Annotated in this window: 14 protein-coding genes; 11 read left to right on the top strand and 3 right to left on the bottom strand. The window is 65.1% G+C overall.

Going from position 1 to position 14,765, the window contains the following annotated elements; all coding sequences use genetic code 11:
- The first annotated feature begins 102 nt into the window (after window positions 1-102).
- From ASPHE3_RS14410 to ASPHE3_RS14365, 10 genes are all read left to right on the top strand, one after another.
- Entirely contained in the window at window positions 103-1,461 is a 1,359-nt protein-coding gene (locus ASPHE3_RS14410; protein WP_013601924.1) for a GAF domain-containing protein, read from the top strand.
- A 139-nt stretch (window positions 1,462-1,600) separates the two neighbouring features.
- Window positions 1,601-3,124 (top strand): acetaldehyde dehydrogenase ExaC, encoded by a 1,524-nt coding sequence (gene exaC / locus ASPHE3_RS14405; RefSeq protein ID WP_013601923.1) that lies wholly within the window; start codon window positions 1,601-1,603, stop codon window positions 3,122-3,124.
- 54 nt (window positions 3,125-3,178) lie between these two features.
- Window positions 3,179-4,201: an alcohol dehydrogenase AdhP gene (gene adhP / locus ASPHE3_RS14400; RefSeq protein ID WP_174266600.1), complete on the top strand. Its 1,023-nt coding sequence runs from the start codon at window positions 3,179-3,181 to the stop codon at window positions 4,199-4,201.
- The gene (locus ASPHE3_RS14395) at window positions 4,201-4,623 is read left to right on the top strand and encodes a DUF779 domain-containing protein (protein ID WP_013601921.1); all 423 of its coding nucleotides are present in this window, start codon (window positions 4,201-4,203) and stop codon (window positions 4,621-4,623) included. The genes adhP and ASPHE3_RS14395 overlap by 1 nt, the downstream gene beginning before the upstream one ends.
- Before the next feature lie 158 nt (window positions 4,624-4,781).
- Entirely contained in the window at window positions 4,782-6,329 is a 1,548-nt protein-coding gene (locus tag ASPHE3_RS14390; RefSeq protein ID WP_013601920.1) for an amino acid permease, read from the top strand.
- A gap of 74 nt (window positions 6,330-6,403) precedes the next feature.
- The gene (locus ASPHE3_RS14385; RefSeq protein WP_013601919.1) at window positions 6,404-7,009 is read left to right on the top strand and encodes a TetR/AcrR family transcriptional regulator; all 606 of its coding nucleotides are present in this window, start codon (window positions 6,404-6,406) and stop codon (window positions 7,007-7,009) included.
- 188 nt (window positions 7,010-7,197) lie between these two features.
- Window positions 7,198-8,184: an ABC transporter substrate-binding protein gene (locus ASPHE3_RS14380; protein WP_013601918.1), complete on the top strand. Its 987-nt coding sequence runs from the start codon at window positions 7,198-7,200 to the stop codon at window positions 8,182-8,184.
- Complete coding sequence (locus ASPHE3_RS14375) at window positions 8,181-9,023, top strand: ABC transporter permease (protein WP_013601917.1); 843 nt, start codon at window positions 8,181-8,183, stop codon at window positions 9,021-9,023. Before ASPHE3_RS14380 ends, ASPHE3_RS14375 begins: the two co-directional genes overlap by 4 nt.
- Complete coding sequence (locus tag ASPHE3_RS14370) at window positions 9,020-9,793, top strand: ABC transporter permease (RefSeq protein ID WP_013601916.1); 774 nt, start codon at window positions 9,020-9,022, stop codon at window positions 9,791-9,793. The genes ASPHE3_RS14375 and ASPHE3_RS14370 overlap by 4 nt, the downstream gene beginning before the upstream one ends.
- Window positions 9,783-10,646 carry an ABC transporter ATP-binding protein gene (locus ASPHE3_RS14365; RefSeq protein WP_013601915.1) on the top strand — a complete coding sequence of 288 codons (864 nt, stop codon included), beginning with the start codon at window positions 9,783-9,785 and terminating at the stop codon, window positions 10,644-10,646. The genes ASPHE3_RS14370 and ASPHE3_RS14365 overlap by 11 nt, the downstream gene beginning before the upstream one ends.
- Here the strand turns inward: ASPHE3_RS14365 and ASPHE3_RS14360 are convergent.
- From ASPHE3_RS14360 to ASPHE3_RS14350, 3 genes are all read right to left on the bottom strand, one after another.
- Complete coding sequence (locus tag ASPHE3_RS14360) at window positions 10,624-11,259, bottom strand: DUF2461 domain-containing protein (RefSeq protein WP_013601914.1); 636 nt, start codon at window positions 11,257-11,259, stop codon at window positions 10,624-10,626. The two genes, ASPHE3_RS14365 and ASPHE3_RS14360, sit on opposite strands and share 23 nt — an antisense overlap.
- 124 nt (window positions 11,260-11,383) lie before the next feature.
- A complete protein-coding gene (locus ASPHE3_RS14355) occupies window positions 11,384-12,880 on the bottom strand; it encodes a catalase (protein ID WP_013601913.1) in 1,497 nt (498 codons plus the stop codon).
- 7 nt (window positions 12,881-12,887) lie between these two features.
- On the bottom strand, window positions 12,888-13,373 hold the full coding sequence (locus ASPHE3_RS14350; protein WP_013601912.1) for a Fur family transcriptional regulator: 486 nt from the start codon (window positions 13,371-13,373) through the stop codon (window positions 12,888-12,890).
- 94 nt (window positions 13,374-13,467) lie between these two features.
- On the opposite strand from ASPHE3_RS14350, the gene ASPHE3_RS14345 reads away from it, so the two are divergent.
- Window positions 13,468-14,739 (top strand): MFS transporter, encoded by a 1,272-nt coding sequence (locus tag ASPHE3_RS14345; RefSeq protein ID WP_013601911.1) that lies wholly within the window; start codon window positions 13,468-13,470, stop codon window positions 14,737-14,739.
- Window positions 14,740-14,765: the final 26 nt, after the last annotated feature.

Here is a 14,765-nt window from a genome sequence, read left to right as displayed (position 1 = left end):
GGGCGCCAAAAGCAACGCATTCCGGCCGCCGTCCAGCTGGCTGAGGGATGTACAATTGCCGGGCTGGCAGAACGAAAGCCGCGCACCATCATTGGGAGTTCGATGACGAACCTGATCCAGCCGGCCGCCGAGCCGCACCAGCGGGCAGCCCTTGCCGGGCATGAGTTGCTGGATGGTGCCGCGGCCGGCACCCCGGAAATTCCAGGCCTGCGCAAGCTCATCAGGGAGTCCTGGCAGCGGTCCGCCGGGTTCAAGGCAAACCCGGACAGTCCCGCAGCGCCGCTGGCCATCGACCGGGACGAGCTGGAAGATTACCGCCGGCAGCATCCCCTGGCCGCGATCATGCCGGTCATCAGCAAGCTCCTGGTCCAGCCGAGCCATGACAGCGGACTGCTGGTAGCGGTGGGCGATGAGGTGGGCCGGCTGCTGTGGGTGGAAGGCGATCCCGTGATGCAGCGCCGCGCCGAAGGCATGATGTTCGTCGCCGGCGCCGACTGGTCCGAGGCCAGCGTGGGCACCAGCGCCCCGGGAACGGCCCTCGCCCTGGACCGCGGAATCCAGATTGCCGGTGCCGAGCACTACCAGCGGGCCGTGCATGCGTGGAGCTGCACCGCCGTGCCGTTCCACGACCCGGACTCCGGTGCGGTGCTGGGAGTTGTGGACATCACCGGGACGGACACCGCAGTAGCCCCGCATACCTTGTCCCTCGTGGAGGCAACAGTGGCTGCCGCGCAGGCCCAGCTGCGTGTCCAACGCCTCCAGCTGGCGGCGGAGCTGGCCCGCACACCGGTACGACGACGGGCGTCAGGTAGCACGGCACGCAGCGCTTCCGCCGTGGCCGGCGCCGCCAAGGAAACCAGCCTCTACCGCAACAGCCTGCAGCTGCTGGGCCGCGACCAGGCACTGCTCAGCCTGCAGGGCAAAACCATCACGCTGTCCGCCCGGCACAGCGAGATCCTGGCCCTGCTCAGCTCCCGCCCGGACGGTTTGAGCGCGGAAGAGCTGTGCGGCCTGCTGTACCCCGGAGAAGGCTCCACCATGACCCTCCGCGCCGAAATGGTCAGGCTCCGCAAGGTGCTGCAGCAACTCAACCCGGACGCAGTCCCGGAGTCACGGCCCTACCGCCTGCCGCTGGACCTGGTGCCGGACTCGGCGCAGGTGCTGAGCTGCCTGCAGCGCGGTGCCCACCGGATCGCCCTGGAGATCTATCGGGGCGCCGTGCTGCCGCGCTCGGAGGCCCCCGGCATCACCGAGCTCCGGGAGCGGGTTTCGATGCTGCTCCGGGAGGCGGTCCTGACGGACGGCAGCGCGGAGTCGCTGCTGAGGTACGCCGAACTTCCGGAGGCAAGGGACGACGTCGGGGTCCGCCGTGCGGCGCTCCGCCTCCTTCCGCCGCGCTCACCCAAGCGGGCCGCCGTGGTGGCGGAACTCGAGCGGCTGGAAGCCGAACTCCGCGCCTGAGCCTGGGCCCGCGCCTGAGCCGGGCCCCGCCGTCGTCCTCTCCATGCTTTGACGGCAGGTGGGGCGCAACCTTGCTGCAACCTGCCCGCTCCTACGCTGACTCCAACGGCAAACGCCTGGATTAGCAAAGGAGCTAGCAATGACCGTTTACGCACAGCCCGGCACCGAGGGCTCAAAGGTTACCTTTAAGGACCGCTACGAGAACTGGATCGGCGGCGAGTGGGTTGCGCCGGTGAAGGGCCAGTACTTCGAAAACATCACGCCCGTCACGGGCAAGGCCTTCTGTGAGGTGGCACGCGGCACGGCAGAGGACATCGAGCTCGCCCTGGACGCCGCTCATAAGATCGCCCCGTCGTGGGGAAGGACCTCCGTGGCCGAGCGCGCCGCGATCCTGAACAAGATCGCGGACCGCATCGACGAGAACCTGGAGATGCTCGCAGTGGCCGAGTCGTGGGACAACGGCAAGCCCATCCGCGAAACCCTCAACGCCGACATTCCACTCGCAGCCGACCACTTCCGCTACTTCGCCTCCGCCGTCCGCGCGCAGGAGGGCCGGCTGTCCCAGCTGGACGAGGACACCACTGCCTACCACTTCCACGAGCCGCTGGGTGTGGTGGGCCAGATCATCCCCTGGAACTTCCCCATCCTGATGGCAGTCTGGAAGCTGGCACCCGCGCTCGCCGCCGGCAACGCCGTGGTGCTCAAGCCCGCCGAGCAGACGCCGAGCTCCATCCTTGTCCTGGTGGAGCTGATCGGCGACCTGCTGCCCGCAGGTGTCCTGAACGTGGTCAACGGTTTCGGCGTGGAGGCAGGCAAGCCGCTCGCGTCCAGCCCCCGGATCCGGAAGATCGCCTTCACGGGCGAGACCACCACCGGCCGGCTGATCAGCCAGTACGCGTCCCAGAACCTCATCCCGGTCACACTGGAACTTGGCGGCAAGAGCCCCAACATCTTCTTCAACGACGTGGCCCAAGAGAACGACGCCTTCTACGACAAGGCGCAGGAAGGCTTCGCGCTGTTCGCCTTCAACCAGGGCGAGGTCTGCACCTGCCCGTCCCGCGCGCTGGTCCAGGAGGACATCTACGAATCCTTCATGGCCGACGCCGTGGCCCGGGTGGAGAAAATGGTCCAGGGCAACCCGCTGGACACCGAAACCCAGGTGGGCGCCCAGGCCTCCAACGACCAGCTTGAGAAGATCCTCTCCTACATCGACATCGGAAAGCAGGAAGGCGCCAAGGTCCTCACCGGCGGCGCCCGCGCCGAGCTGCCCGGGGACCTGGCCGGTGGCTACTACGTCCAGCCCACGGTCTTCGAGGGGCATAACAAGATGCGGATCTTCCAGGAGGAAATCTTCGGCCCCGTGGTCGCGGTGACGAAGTTCAGCGACTACAGCGACGCCATGGGTCTCGCCAACGACACCCTGTACGGCCTCGGCGCGGGCGTCTGGTCCCGCAACGGCAACATCGCCTACCGCGCGGGCCGCGAAATCCAGGCCGGCAGGGTCTGGGTCAACAACTACCACGCCTACCCGGCCGGCGCCGCGTTCGGCGGCTACAAGTCCTCGGGCATCGGGCGTGAGAACCACGCCATGATGCTGGACCACTACCAGCAGACCAAGAACCTGCTGGTCAGCTACAACGAAAACAAGCTGGGCTTCTTCTAGGCCCCTTCCAACCACCCGTTCCATCTCCGCTACACCGACGCAAGGATTTCGCCAATGACGACGAGAATGCAAGCAGCAGTAGTAACCGAATTCGGCAGGGACCTGCAGGTCCAGGACCTGGAGATTCCAACTCCCGGCCCGGGACAGGCGCTGGTCAAGGTCCTCACCACCGGCGTCTGCCACACCGACCTTCACGCAGCCGAAGGTGATTGGCCCGTCAAGCCCTCCCCGCCCTTCATCCCCGGCCACGAAGGCGTGGGCGAAGTGGTGGCCCTCGGCGAAGGGGTCACCGACCTTGCGCTGGGTGACCTGGTGGGCAACGCCTGGCTCTGGTCCGCCTGCGGGGACTGCCAGTATTGCCGCACCGGATGGGAAACCCTGTGCGAGGCGCAGCAGAACGGCGGCTACAGCGTGGATGGTTCGTTCGGCGAGTACATGCTCGTGGACACCCGCTTCGCCGCCCGCATACCGGCGGGATCCGACCCCGTCGAGGTGGCGCCGGTGCTCTGCGCCGGCGTCACCGTCTACAAGGGCCTGAAGATGACCGAGACCCGGCCGGGGCAGTGGGTCACCATCTCCGGTATCGGCGGGCTGGGCCACATCGCGGTGCAGTACGCCGTGGCCATGGGCCTCCGGGTGGCGGCGGTAGACATAGCCGATGACAAGCTTGCCCTGGCCAAATCCCACGGCGCCGAGCTGACGGTCAACGCTTTGCATGAGGATCCGGTAGAGGTCATCCAGCGTGAAACGGGAGGGTGCCATGGAGTGCTCGTCACGGCAGTGCACCCCTCGGCTTTCGGGCAGGCCATTGGCATGGCCCGCCGTGGCGGCACCATCGTATTCAACGGGCTGCCGCCGGGGGACTTCCCTGCCCCGATCTTCGAGATTGTGCTCAAGGGACTGACCGTACGCGGCTCCATTGTGGGAACCAGGCAGGACATGGAGGAAGCCCTGGACTTCTACGCGCAGGGCAAGATCCATCCCACGGTGTCCGTCCGTGAGCTTTCAGAGATCAATGCGGTGCTCGATGAAATGAGGCACGCCAAGATCGACGGACGCGTGGTCCTGAGGTTCTGATGCAGGCCAACAGGCTTGAGGCCGCCGTGACGCTGCCAGGGGAGGACTTCTCCCGGGTGGCGCTCACCGAGGCGGCAGTGCAGCTGCTACGGATGCTGTGGCAGCAGCACGGTCCCCTGATGTTCCACCAGTCCGGCGGATGCTGCGACGGGTCCTCGCCCATGTGCTATCCCGCCGGGGATTTCATGACGGGCGGATCCGACGTCCTGCTGGGCCTGTTCGATCTGTCCGATGGATTGCAGCCCCAGCCCGTGGAGTTCTGGATGTCCCGGGAGCAATTCGCGTACTGGAGCCACACCCACCTGACAGTGGACGTGGTGCCGGGACGGGGCAGTGGGTTCTCCGTGGAAGCGCCTGAAGGGAAACGGTTCCTGATCCGGTCCGCCCTGATGGACTGGCCGTCTGCAGCGATTCTGGCCTAAAACGCTTGAGGCCCTTCATGTGAAGGGCCTCAAGTGCTTTTGCAGAAGAACATTCGGCAAAGAGGGCGTCTCACCATTCGGGACGGTTGGGACCGTCCAGTGGATGGACACTACCGTTAATAGGTCTGTTTCCTTCACAAACCAGGATTGTGATCCCTATGAACCTCCTCCGGACCAAATCCATCGAGCAGTCGATCGCCGACGCCGATGAACCCGGACGCAAGCTCAAGCGCTCCCTCAGCACCTGGGACCTGATGATCATGGGCGTCGCCGTGGCCGTCGGTGCCGGCATCTTCTCCGTGGGTGCGAAGGCGGCCGCCAACTTCTCCGGTCCCGCCGTGACCCTGTCCTTCGCGATCGCCGCCGTCACGTGCGCCCTCGCCATCATGTGCTATGCGGAGTTCGCCACCGCCATCCCCGTGGCAGGCTCGGCCTACGTCTTCACTTACGCCACCATGGGCGAACTCCTTGCCTGGATCATCGGCTGGAACCTGATCCTGGAGCTCTTCACGGCGGCCGCCGTCATCGCAAAGTATTGGGGCATCTACCTCAGCAAGGTCTTTGCCCTGATGGGCGCGGATGTTCCGCCCGCAATCTCCCTGGGCGGGGTGGACCTTTACTGGGGCGCGTTCCTGATCGTGGCCGTCTTCACCGTCCTCCTGGTCCTGGGAACCAAGCTGTCCGCCCGCGTCGGCAACATCTTCACCCTGATCAAGATTGGCGTCGTCCTCTTTGTGATCGTGGTGGGCTTCACCTACGTGAAGTTCGAAAACTACGCCCCGTTCATTCCGGCCGCCGAGCCGACCGGTGGAACCGGCGCCGCGGACGTCCTCAAGCAGTCCTTCTTCGGCTTCCTCACCGGGGCTGCCCCGGCACAGTACGGCACCCTTGGCATCTTCGCCGGGGCCGCGCTGGTGTTCTTCGCGTTCATTGGCTTCGATGTGGTGGCTACTTCCGCTGAGGAAGTGAGGAATCCGCAGAAGACCCTGCCCCGCGGCATCTTCGGCGGCCTCGCCCTGGTTACCCTGCTGTACATCCTGGTGTCGCTGGCGCTCACCGGCATGGTGTCCTACACCCAGCTGGCCGAGGCGGAGAACCCCACGCTCACCACAGCCTTTGAAGCCGTGGGCGACACATCCGCGGCCAAGATCATCGCGTTCGGTTCCCTGGTGGGCCTGACCACTGTGATCATGGTGCTCCTCATGGGGCTGTCCCGCGTGGTCCTGGCCATGAGCCGCGACGGCCTCCTTCCCCGCGCCCTTTCGAAGACCAGTGAAAAGCGTTCGACGCCGGTGCGCCTCCAGGTCATCTGTGGCGCCGCCGTCGCCATCGTGGCGGGCGTGACCAACGTGGACCTGCTCGAGGAAATGATCAACATCGGTACGCTGTCCGCCTTCGTGGTGGTGAGCCTGGGCATCCTGGTGCTCCGGAAGAAGCGCCCCGACCTGAAGCCCGCCTTCCGGGTGCCGCTCGGCAAGGTCCTGCCTGTTGTGTCCGCCGTGCTGTGCCTCTACCTGATGACCAACCTTGCCGTGGAGACCTGGATTTTCTTCGCCATCTGGCTGGCTATCGGCATGGCCATTTACTTCGCCTACGGGCAGCGCCACTCGCGGCTCAACGAGCGTTTCGGCGACGCCAGCAAGGCTGTCAACGGAACAGCCGGCCACACGTCACGCGAAGGGGAAGACGAACTCACCCGCGTCTGACGACACCCCCTCCGAATGCCCGCCCTGGCCTGCCCCGGGCGGGCATTCGCGTGTCCGGCTTCTAGGATGGATCAATGGCCCGCCCCACACGACCCGAACGCAAAGCCGAGCTCCTGGCCGCCATCCTGGACTACCTGATGGACAAGACGCTCGCCGAGCTCACCTTTCGGAGCCTTGCCGATGGCCTGGGAATGAGCGCGTACGTACTCGTGTACCACTTCGGAAGCCGAGACCAGCTGATCAACGACATCGTGGTCTCCATCGAGTCCAGGCTGGACCGGATGCGCAATACCGACGTGCGGGACATCGACCGGGCCGCGTGGCGGGAGTTCCTCCTCGACTCCTGGCAGTGGACGATGGCCCAGCGGAACCGGCACCTGACCCGGCTGGAATTCGAGGCGACCGCCCAGGACATCGTGGCGGCCGAGCCGCGGGGGACCTCCCAGGAGCACTTCCGGATGCTTCACCACAAAACCCGCGACTGGCTCATGGTGCAGGGCATCGCCGAAGAGTTTGCCGATACGGACGCGCGGCTTTTCACCTCCACGTTCTACGGACTTCAGTTCGACTTTGTGGTCATGAACGAGCCGGAGGCAGCCACCAAAGCCTTCGAACTTATGTTGACGGTGTTCTTCAACAACCTCGAAACCCGGCTCGCGTCAAACGGCGGGCACGGCTGACCTGCCTGCACCGAAACCCAAGGTCAGGGCCTTATGCGCTCATTCCATAGCTGTAACAATGGGCCCTGTATTGGTGTGCTTTCCGGCCTTACCATGGTTGAATCAATTGGATCGAACGTTTGTTCGAATGACGAACACTAGGGCCTGGGGCCTGATCCGTCCCCGGCCATGGGCACAAAGGAGTGAACATGTCACGTCGTCTCTTTTCGATTCTGGCAGCCGCCTCAGTATTGGGACTGGCGGCCTGCGGCAGCGGCTCTCCCAGTTCCACGGGAGGAGGGAGCGCACCCGCCACAGGTGGCGGAGATGCAGGGCTCACCAAAGTCAGCGTGGGAGTCATCCCCATCGTGGACTGCGCGCCCATCTATCTTGGGGACAAGCAGGGCTTCTTCAAGGAGGAAGGCCTTCAACTGGATATCCAGACGGCCACCGGTGGCGCGGCAATCGTCCCCGGCGTGGTCAGCGGCAGCTTCGACTTCGCCTTCTCCAACCTGATCTCGGTGATGGTTGCCAAGGACAAGGGGCTGGACCTTAAATTCGTGGCCAACGGTGCCTCCACCACCGGCGAGGAAGGCAAAGACATCGGGGGCGTAGTGGTTCCCGCCGGATCTGAGATCAAGTCGGCGAAGGACCTGGCGGGCAAGACAGTTTCGGTGAACAACCTCGCCAACATCGGTGACACCACCATCAAGTCCGTCATCGAGAAGGACGGCGGGGACCCCAGCGGCGTGAAGTTCGTTGAAGTTGCCTTCCCGGACGCCCCGGCCGCCCTCGCCAACAAGCAGGTGGACGCCGCCTGGATCCTGGAGCCGTTCCTGTCCAAAGCGGTGGATGAGGGTGGAACGGTGGTGTCATCGAATTTTGTGGAGATGAGCCCGGAGCTGGACATCGCAGGCTACTTCACCAAAGGCGACACGATCACCGGCAAAGCGGAGCTGACGGAGAAATTCACCCGGGCCATGAATAAGTCCCTTGAATATGCCCAGGAGCACCCGGACGAGGTCCGCGCAATTGTGGGGACCTACACGAAGATCGACGAGCCAACCCGCGCCAAGATGATCCTGCCGCGGTACCGGGTTGAGTTCAACGAGGACGCCTTCAATACCCTCGGCGAGGCAGCGGCCAAGTACGGCACGCTGTCCAAGGCGCCGAGCGCGGACGATCTCCTCCCGTGAGTTCGGCAACTCTGGCCGGGGGCGGGGCTGCTCCAAAGGTGGAGCAGTCCCGCCGGCGGGCGGGCAAGGGGACGGCCAAGCAACTGCTGGGAATCCTGGGGATCATCGGTTTCCTGGCCACCTGGGAGCTCATTCCCCGGCTGGGCCTGATCGATGAACGTTTCCTTCCCCCCGCCACTGAAGTCATCGCAGCCCTGATCGTCGACTTCGGGCTGACAGCCTTCTGGGTGGCCGTGGGCGAGACCATGAAGGCGTGGTTCCTGGGACTCCTGATCGCCGTGGCCGCGGCCGTCCTGCTCGGCTTCGTCATCGGCTCCAGCGGGTTCCTGAGGAAGGCCACGAACTCCACCATTGAGTTCCTGCGGCCCATCCCGTCCGTGGCGCTCATTCCGCTGGCGGTGCTGCTGTTCGGCGTCAAGATCGAGTCGTCACTGCTGCTGATCGTGTACGCCTCGTTCTGGCAGGTCCTCATCCAGGTGCTCTACGGGGTAGCCGATGTGGACATGGTGGCGAACAACACTGCCAAGACGTACGGCCTCGGCAGGATGGCGCGGATCCGGTATGTCGTCTTTCCCACGGCCCTGCCGTACCTCATGACGGGTGTCCGGCTCGCCGCCGCGGTGGCGCTGGTCCTGGCCATCACCGCGGAACTGGTCATCGGCTCCCCGGGACTCGGGCGGGAAATTGCCCTGGCCCAGTCCGGCGGAGCCATTTCCGGTATGTATGCCCTGGTGCTGGCCACCGGGCTCATCGGCGTCCTGATCAACGTCCTGATGCGCCAGATCGAAAAACGGATCCTGGCGTGGCACTCCTCGGTCCGGTCAGAGGTGATCGTATGAGGACGCTCAAGAACCTCGGCTACATCGTGGGCCTCCCGGTGCTCCTGGTCCTGGTCTGGTGGTCCTCCACCCTGGGGGAGGTCAACTTCTTTGTCCCCAAGCCCGCCGACCTGGTGCAGACATTTGGTGAGGTCTGGTTTGGGGACCGCTTCCTCTCCGACGTCCTGCCCAGCGTGGGCAGGCTTCTGGTGGGAGTGGTAGTGGCCATCGTCATCGGCGTGGTGGGTGGAGTCCTGATCGGCTCCATCAGGTGGTTGCGGGCGCTGCTGGAGCCAACGCTGGAGTTTTTCCGTGCCATCCCGCCGCCGGTCCTGGTTCCGGTGCTGATGCTGCTCATGGGAATTACGGATTCGATGAAAGTCACGGTCATCATCTCAGGCTGCATTTGGCCGGTGCTGCTGAACACCATTGAAGGTGTCCGCGCCGTGGACCCGGTGCTCTCCGACTCCGCCCACACCTACGGCATCAGCGGCTGGGCGCGCATCCGGTACCTGGTGCTGCCGTCGGCAAGCCCGCAAATCATGGCGGGGGTGCGCCAGTCGCTGTCCCTCGGGCTGATCCTCATGGTGATTTCCGAAATGTTCGCCTCGTCCTCGGGACTGGGCTTCACGATCGTGCAGTTCCAGCGGTCCTTCGCCATTCCGGAAATGTGGTCCGGCATCGTTGTCCTGGGCCTCCTTGGGGTGGCCATGTCCTTCATTTTCCAGTGGGCCGAGCGGAACATCCTGCGCTGGTACCACGGCCAGAAAGAGGTAGAAAATGCAGCCTGATCCAACACGGACGAACACGGAGCCCACGCTTTCAGTCCGCGGGCTGAAGAAGGTTTACCAGAGCGACGGCGGCGACGTCGAGGCCGTCCGCAACCTCACCTTTGACCTGCGGGCAGGCGAGCTGGCGTGCCTTGTGGGGCCTTCAGGCTCAGGAAAGACCACGCTGCTCAAATGCATCTCCGGGCTAATGGCACCTACCGAAGGCGAAGTTCTCCTGGACGGCAAGCGGGTCACCGGTCCGCCCAAGAAGATGGCAGTGGTGTTCCAGGAATACGGACGCTCGCTGTTCCCCTGGATGCGGGTCCGGGACAACGTGGAACTGCCGCTGAAGAACCAGGGTGTCCCCAAAGCTGAACGCGACCGCCTGGTGGACGACGCTCTCGAAGCGGTCGGGCTCTCGCACGTCCCGCGGTCCTACCCCTGGCAGCTCTCCGGCGGCATGCAGCAGCGCGTGGCCATTGCCCGGGCTATCGCGTACCAGCCCGAGGTCCTGCTGATGGACGAGCCGTTCGCGGCCGTGGATGCGCAGACCAGGGCCGACCTGGAGGACCTCATCCGCGTGGTCTGGAAGAAGCTGGGGGTGACCGTGCTCTTCGTGACGCACGACATTGACGAATCGGTCTACCTTGGCGAGCGCGTCATCATCCTTTCCAGTTCACCCACCGTGATCCAGGAGGATATCCCGATCGACCTTCCGGCGGAGCGCGACCAGCTGAACACCCGTTCCCTGCCGCGCTTCACGGAACTGCGGCACCACGTGTACGAGCAGATCCAGCTGGCGAAAAAGGGGCACCGGCCGGCGGCGGCCACAGCGGGGGAGGGAACGGCGGTCAAGGGGCAGCATGCCGGCTGACCCAATCCACCAGGGGGCGGAGAGCATCCCACAGCTCGCCGATTTCCTGGACCGCACCCGGGGTAGCCAGCCAATCCGGGCGGCCCAGGTGGACGCTGGCTGAGAGGGACTTGTGCTTGAGCAGTTCTGCCCGTGGATGGTCGCGGGCATAGCCGCGCGGCACGGTCTTCAGCTTCTCCCCTTCGACGGCAAAGCCTGCGGCAGCCACGGCGTCGACAATCTGGCGGAGTGACTCGCCCGTCCCGGACGCATCCACGGAGTTGCGGTACCTGGCGAGCTGGGCAGGCGTGTGGGAGTGGCAGCCACCACCCACCAGAAGCCCGTCGGCACTTATCTGGAGGTAGTAGCCCACTCCCTCCTGGACCGAAGCGACTGCCCCCTGGGCTGTTTTGTACGGGGACTTGTCCTCGGAAAACCGGATATCCCGGTTGGGCCGGAAAAGCTTTGCCGGCCCAAACCGGGGTTCCAGCTGTGCGAGCAGCGAGGAGAGAGGTTCCTTGACCAGGGACAGGTAGCTGTCCTTGTGTTCCTGCCACCACTCCCGGGTGTTGTGGTCCTGGAGCTCCTCATAGAACCCGAAGGCGCCGGCGGGTATGCCCTGGAAAGTTGTCATGAAGCGATCCTAGGGACGGCAGGCAGCGGGCCGCCATGCCCCGAGACGGCTATGTGGAAAAGAAAAACCACCCCGCCGCAAGAGCGCGGCGGGGTGGTTTTCAGTAACGCAAGTCGGCGCTGGATCAGCCGATCTTGTTGGCAGCCTCTGCATCGGAGGACGGAGCCGACGGAGCAGCCACGGCACCGAGGTTGGCGCGCAGCTTGGCGCCGAGCTCGGCGTCAACGTTGGTCCAGTACTGGATGGCGCGTTCCTTGATGCCGGGGCTCTTGACGCCGCCCACCGCACCGGTGATGGTCTCCAGGAAGCGGGCCTTGGCCGCCTCGTCATAGACCTCGCGGTACAGTGTGCCTGCCTGGATGAAGTCGCTGTCCTCGGCGTGGAGGGAATGCGCGGCAAGGGTCAGCTCGCCGTCGTTCTCCCAGCCGCCTGCCGGGTTCTGCGGCTCAACCGCGGCCGGGCCACCCACGGAGTTGGGGGCGTAGACCGGGACGGAGGGGGCGTTGAACAGGTAGCGTCCGGCGCCGTCCTGGCTGTAGTTGTTGACCTGGTTCTTGGGCTGGTTCACCGGGATCTGCGCGTGGTTGGTGCCCACGCGGTAGCGGTGCGCATCCGCGTAGGAGAAGATGCGGGCCTGCAGCATCTTGTCCGGGGAAGCGGCGATGCCGGGCACGAAGTTCGACGGCGCGAAGGTGGCCTGCTCGATCTGCGCGAAGTAGTTCTCCGGGTTCCGGTTCAGCTCCATGGTGCCCACCTTGATCAGCGGGTAGTCGCCGTGCGGCCACACCTTGGTCAGGTCGAACGGGTTGAAGCGGTAGGTCTTGGCGTCCTCGTACGGCATGACCTGCACGTGCAGGTCCCAGGACGGGAAGTTGCCGGCTTCGATGTTCTCGGACAGGTCGCGGATGTAGAAGTCGGCGTCGGAGCCGGCCAGCTGTTCGGCCTGCTCGCTGCTCATGGAGTTCACGCCCTGGTTGGACTTGAAGTGGTACTTGACCCAGAACCGCTCGCCTTCGGCGTTGATCCACTGGTAGGTGTGTGAGCCGTAGCCCTGCATTTCGCGCCACGAGGCGGGCAGGCCGCGGTCACCCATCAGCCAGGTGACCTGGTGGGCGGACTCGGGGGACAAGGTCCAGAAGTCCCACTGCATGTCAGCGTCACGCAGGTGGGTGCCCGGAAGGCGCTTCTGGGAGTGGATGAAGTCCGGGAACTTGATGCCGTCGCGGATGAAGAAGACGGGGGTGTTGTTGCCCACGAGGTCGTAGTTGCCCTCGGTGGTGTAGAACTTCACGGCGAAACCGCGGGGATCGCGCCAGGTGTCCGGGGAGCCGTTCTCGCCCGCGACGGAGGAGAAACGGATCAGCATCTCGGTTTCAGCGCCCGGCTGGAGGAAGGCTGCCTTCGTGTACTTGGACACGTCCTCGGTGGTCTTGAACGTACCGAATGCTCCGCCGCCCTTGGCGTGCACTACGCGCTCCGGGACCCGCTCGCGGTTGAACTGGGCGAGCTTTTCCACCAGGTAGTGGTCAGTCAGGATGATCGCACCGTCGGCACCGACAGACTTTGAATGCGCATCGGACGTAACGGGGGCACCTGACTGGGTTGTTGAAATGGCAGTCATTGTTCTCCTATTTCTCTATTTCTTGTGAGGGACGGTTGGAAGGAAGTTGTTGGGACTGCTGGCAGTCCTGGCAGATGCCCTGGTACATGACGTCGGCGATCTGGATGGTCATCGGCTTGGCGTTCTCGTCCCAGTGGGGCGTGAGGCAGGGTGCGTGGCCCACGGCGCAGTCGACGTCCTCCACCCGGCCGCAGCTGATGCAGACGGCATGGTGGTGGTTGTCGCCCACGCGGGTTTCATACAGGGCGGGGGAGTGCGGCGGCTCGAAGCGGCGCAGCATGTGCAGGTCCGTCAGGTCCCCCAGGACCACATAGACGGACTGGGCCGTGAGCTCCGGGAGTTCGGCGCGGGCCGCGGCCAGGATGCTTTCAGCAGGGGAGTGGGGATGGCGTTCGACGGCGGCGAGGACTGCCAGCCGCTGCTTGGTCACCCTGCGGCCGTGGGCACGCAGGGCCGCAGCCCATGCTTCCTGGCCGTCGAAGTGTTCCATCATGACACTATTGAAGCACTTATTATGAACATCTCACAATAAGGCTCGGCTAACACCGGATGAATGTTGCCAAACCCGCCGCCATTAGGGTTGCAGGGTGGGGAAACTGCTGGCCGACATCACGCCGCTCAAGGAAAGCCCGGCGTTTCGCCGGCTGTGGCTGGGCTCGGCCGTGTCCGCCGTCGGAAGCCAACTCACTTTGGTGGCGGTCAGCCTGGAAATCTACCGCCTGACGCAGGACAGCTTCTACGTGGGCCTGCTGGCGGTCTTCGCGCTGGTGCCGCTGGTGGTCGGCGGACTGCTGGGCGGTTCCATCGCCGATTCCCATGACCGGCGCCGGGTGGCCCTGCTGGCCACCGCCGTGCTGTGGCTGACCACCGGCCTGATTGCGCTGCAGGCCTGGTTGCAGCTGGGCAATGTCTGGGTCCTGTACCTGCTCGTGGCCGTGCAGAGCGGGGCCCAGGCCATCAACCAGCCCGCCCGCAGCGCCATCCTTCCGATGCTGGTCCGCAAGGAACTCCTGCCAGCCGCCAATGCCCTCAGCATGATGTCCTTCGGCCTCGCCATGACAGTCGGACCCCTGCTGGCCGGTGTGCTGGTGGCCTGGGTTGGGTTCGGATGGACGTACACCCTGGACTTTGCCAGCTTCGCCTTCGTGCTGTGGGCTGTCTACCGGCTGCCGCCCCTGCCGCCGTCGGGAAGCCCGGGCAGGCCTGGCGTCCGGTCCGTCGTGGAAGGCTTCCGCTTCCTGGGGACCCGGCCCAACCTGCGGATGACGTTCATCATTGACCTCATCGCCATGATCCTTGCGCAGCCGCGGGCGTTGATGCCCGCGATCGGTGCCGTGATGATCGGCGGCGGCGAGGCCACTGTAGGGATCCTGCTGGCTTCCACCGCCATCGGTGCCTTCCTGGCCGGACTTTTTTCCGGGCCCCTGGGCATTGTCCGCCGGCAGGGGAGCGCGGTGGTCTTCTCGGTGATGGGCTGGGGTGCGTCCATCGCCGGGTTCGGCCTGGTGGTGCTCCTGGCCGGCCGTGCCCCGGATGGAGCGGTGACGTTCTGGCTGCTCCCGGCGGCGGCGTGCTGTGCGCTGGCCGGAATAGCTGACTCCATCAGCAGCGTTTTCCGCAATACCATCCTGCAGGCGGCCACGCCGGACCACCTGCGGGGAAGGCTCCAGGGCGTGTTCATCGTGGTGGTCGCGGGCGGACCCAGGATCGGGGACCTTCTGGCCGGCGCGGGGACGCGGATCCTGGCCGAAGGCTGGGTCCTGCTGCTCGGCGGCCTGCTGTGCATTGCCGGTGCGTGGGTGGCTGCCAGGCTGCAGCCGGGGTTCCGGAGGTACGACGCGCGGAACCCGGTTCCCTAGACAGCCGTTCCCTTAGTGAAGAAGGA

Source organism: Pseudarthrobacter phenanthrenivorans Sphe3 (genome assembly GCF_000189535.1).
In the GTDB taxonomy this organism is placed as follows: domain Bacteria; phylum Actinomycetota; class Actinomycetes; order Actinomycetales; family Micrococcaceae; genus Arthrobacter; species Arthrobacter phenanthrenivorans.
Note: the sequence above shows the minus strand (reverse complement) of the source record. Positions and strands in the feature narration are given on the sequence as shown.

Coding starts and splice junctions, on each gene's coding strand:
- ASPHE3_RS14365 (WP_013601915.1), top strand. CDS start 9,783: ATGCAGCCTGATCCAACACGGACGAACACGGAGCCCACGCTTTCAGTC.
- ASPHE3_RS14390 (WP_013601920.1), top strand. CDS start 4,782: ATGAACCTCCTCCGGACCAAATCCATCGAGCAGTCGATCGCCGACGCC.
- ASPHE3_RS14350 (WP_013601912.1), bottom strand. CDS start 13,373: ATGATGGAACACTTCGACGGCCAGGAAGCATGGGCTGCGGCCCTGCGT.
- exaC (WP_013601923.1), top strand. CDS start 1,601: ATGACCGTTTACGCACAGCCCGGCACCGAGGGCTCAAAGGTTACCTTT.
- ASPHE3_RS14385 (WP_013601919.1), top strand. CDS start 6,404: ATGGCCCGCCCCACACGACCCGAACGCAAAGCCGAGCTCCTGGCCGCC.
- ASPHE3_RS14360 (WP_013601914.1), bottom strand. CDS start 11,259: ATGACAACTTTCCAGGGCATACCCGCCGGCGCCTTCGGGTTCTATGAG.
- ASPHE3_RS14395 (WP_013601921.1), top strand. CDS start 4,201: ATGCAGGCCAACAGGCTTGAGGCCGCCGTGACGCTGCCAGGGGAGGAC.
- ASPHE3_RS14410 (WP_013601924.1), top strand. CDS start 103: ATGACGAACCTGATCCAGCCGGCCGCCGAGCCGCACCAGCGGGCAGCC.
- ASPHE3_RS14380 (WP_013601918.1), top strand. CDS start 7,198: ATGTCACGTCGTCTCTTTTCGATTCTGGCAGCCGCCTCAGTATTGGGA.
- adhP (WP_174266600.1), top strand. CDS start 3,179: ATGACGACGAGAATGCAAGCAGCAGTAGTAACCGAATTCGGCAGGGAC.
- ASPHE3_RS14370 (WP_013601916.1), top strand. CDS start 9,020: ATGAGGACGCTCAAGAACCTCGGCTACATCGTGGGCCTCCCGGTGCTC.
- ASPHE3_RS14355 (WP_013601913.1), bottom strand. CDS start 12,880: ATGACTGCCATTTCAACAACCCAGTCAGGTGCCCCCGTTACGTCCGAT.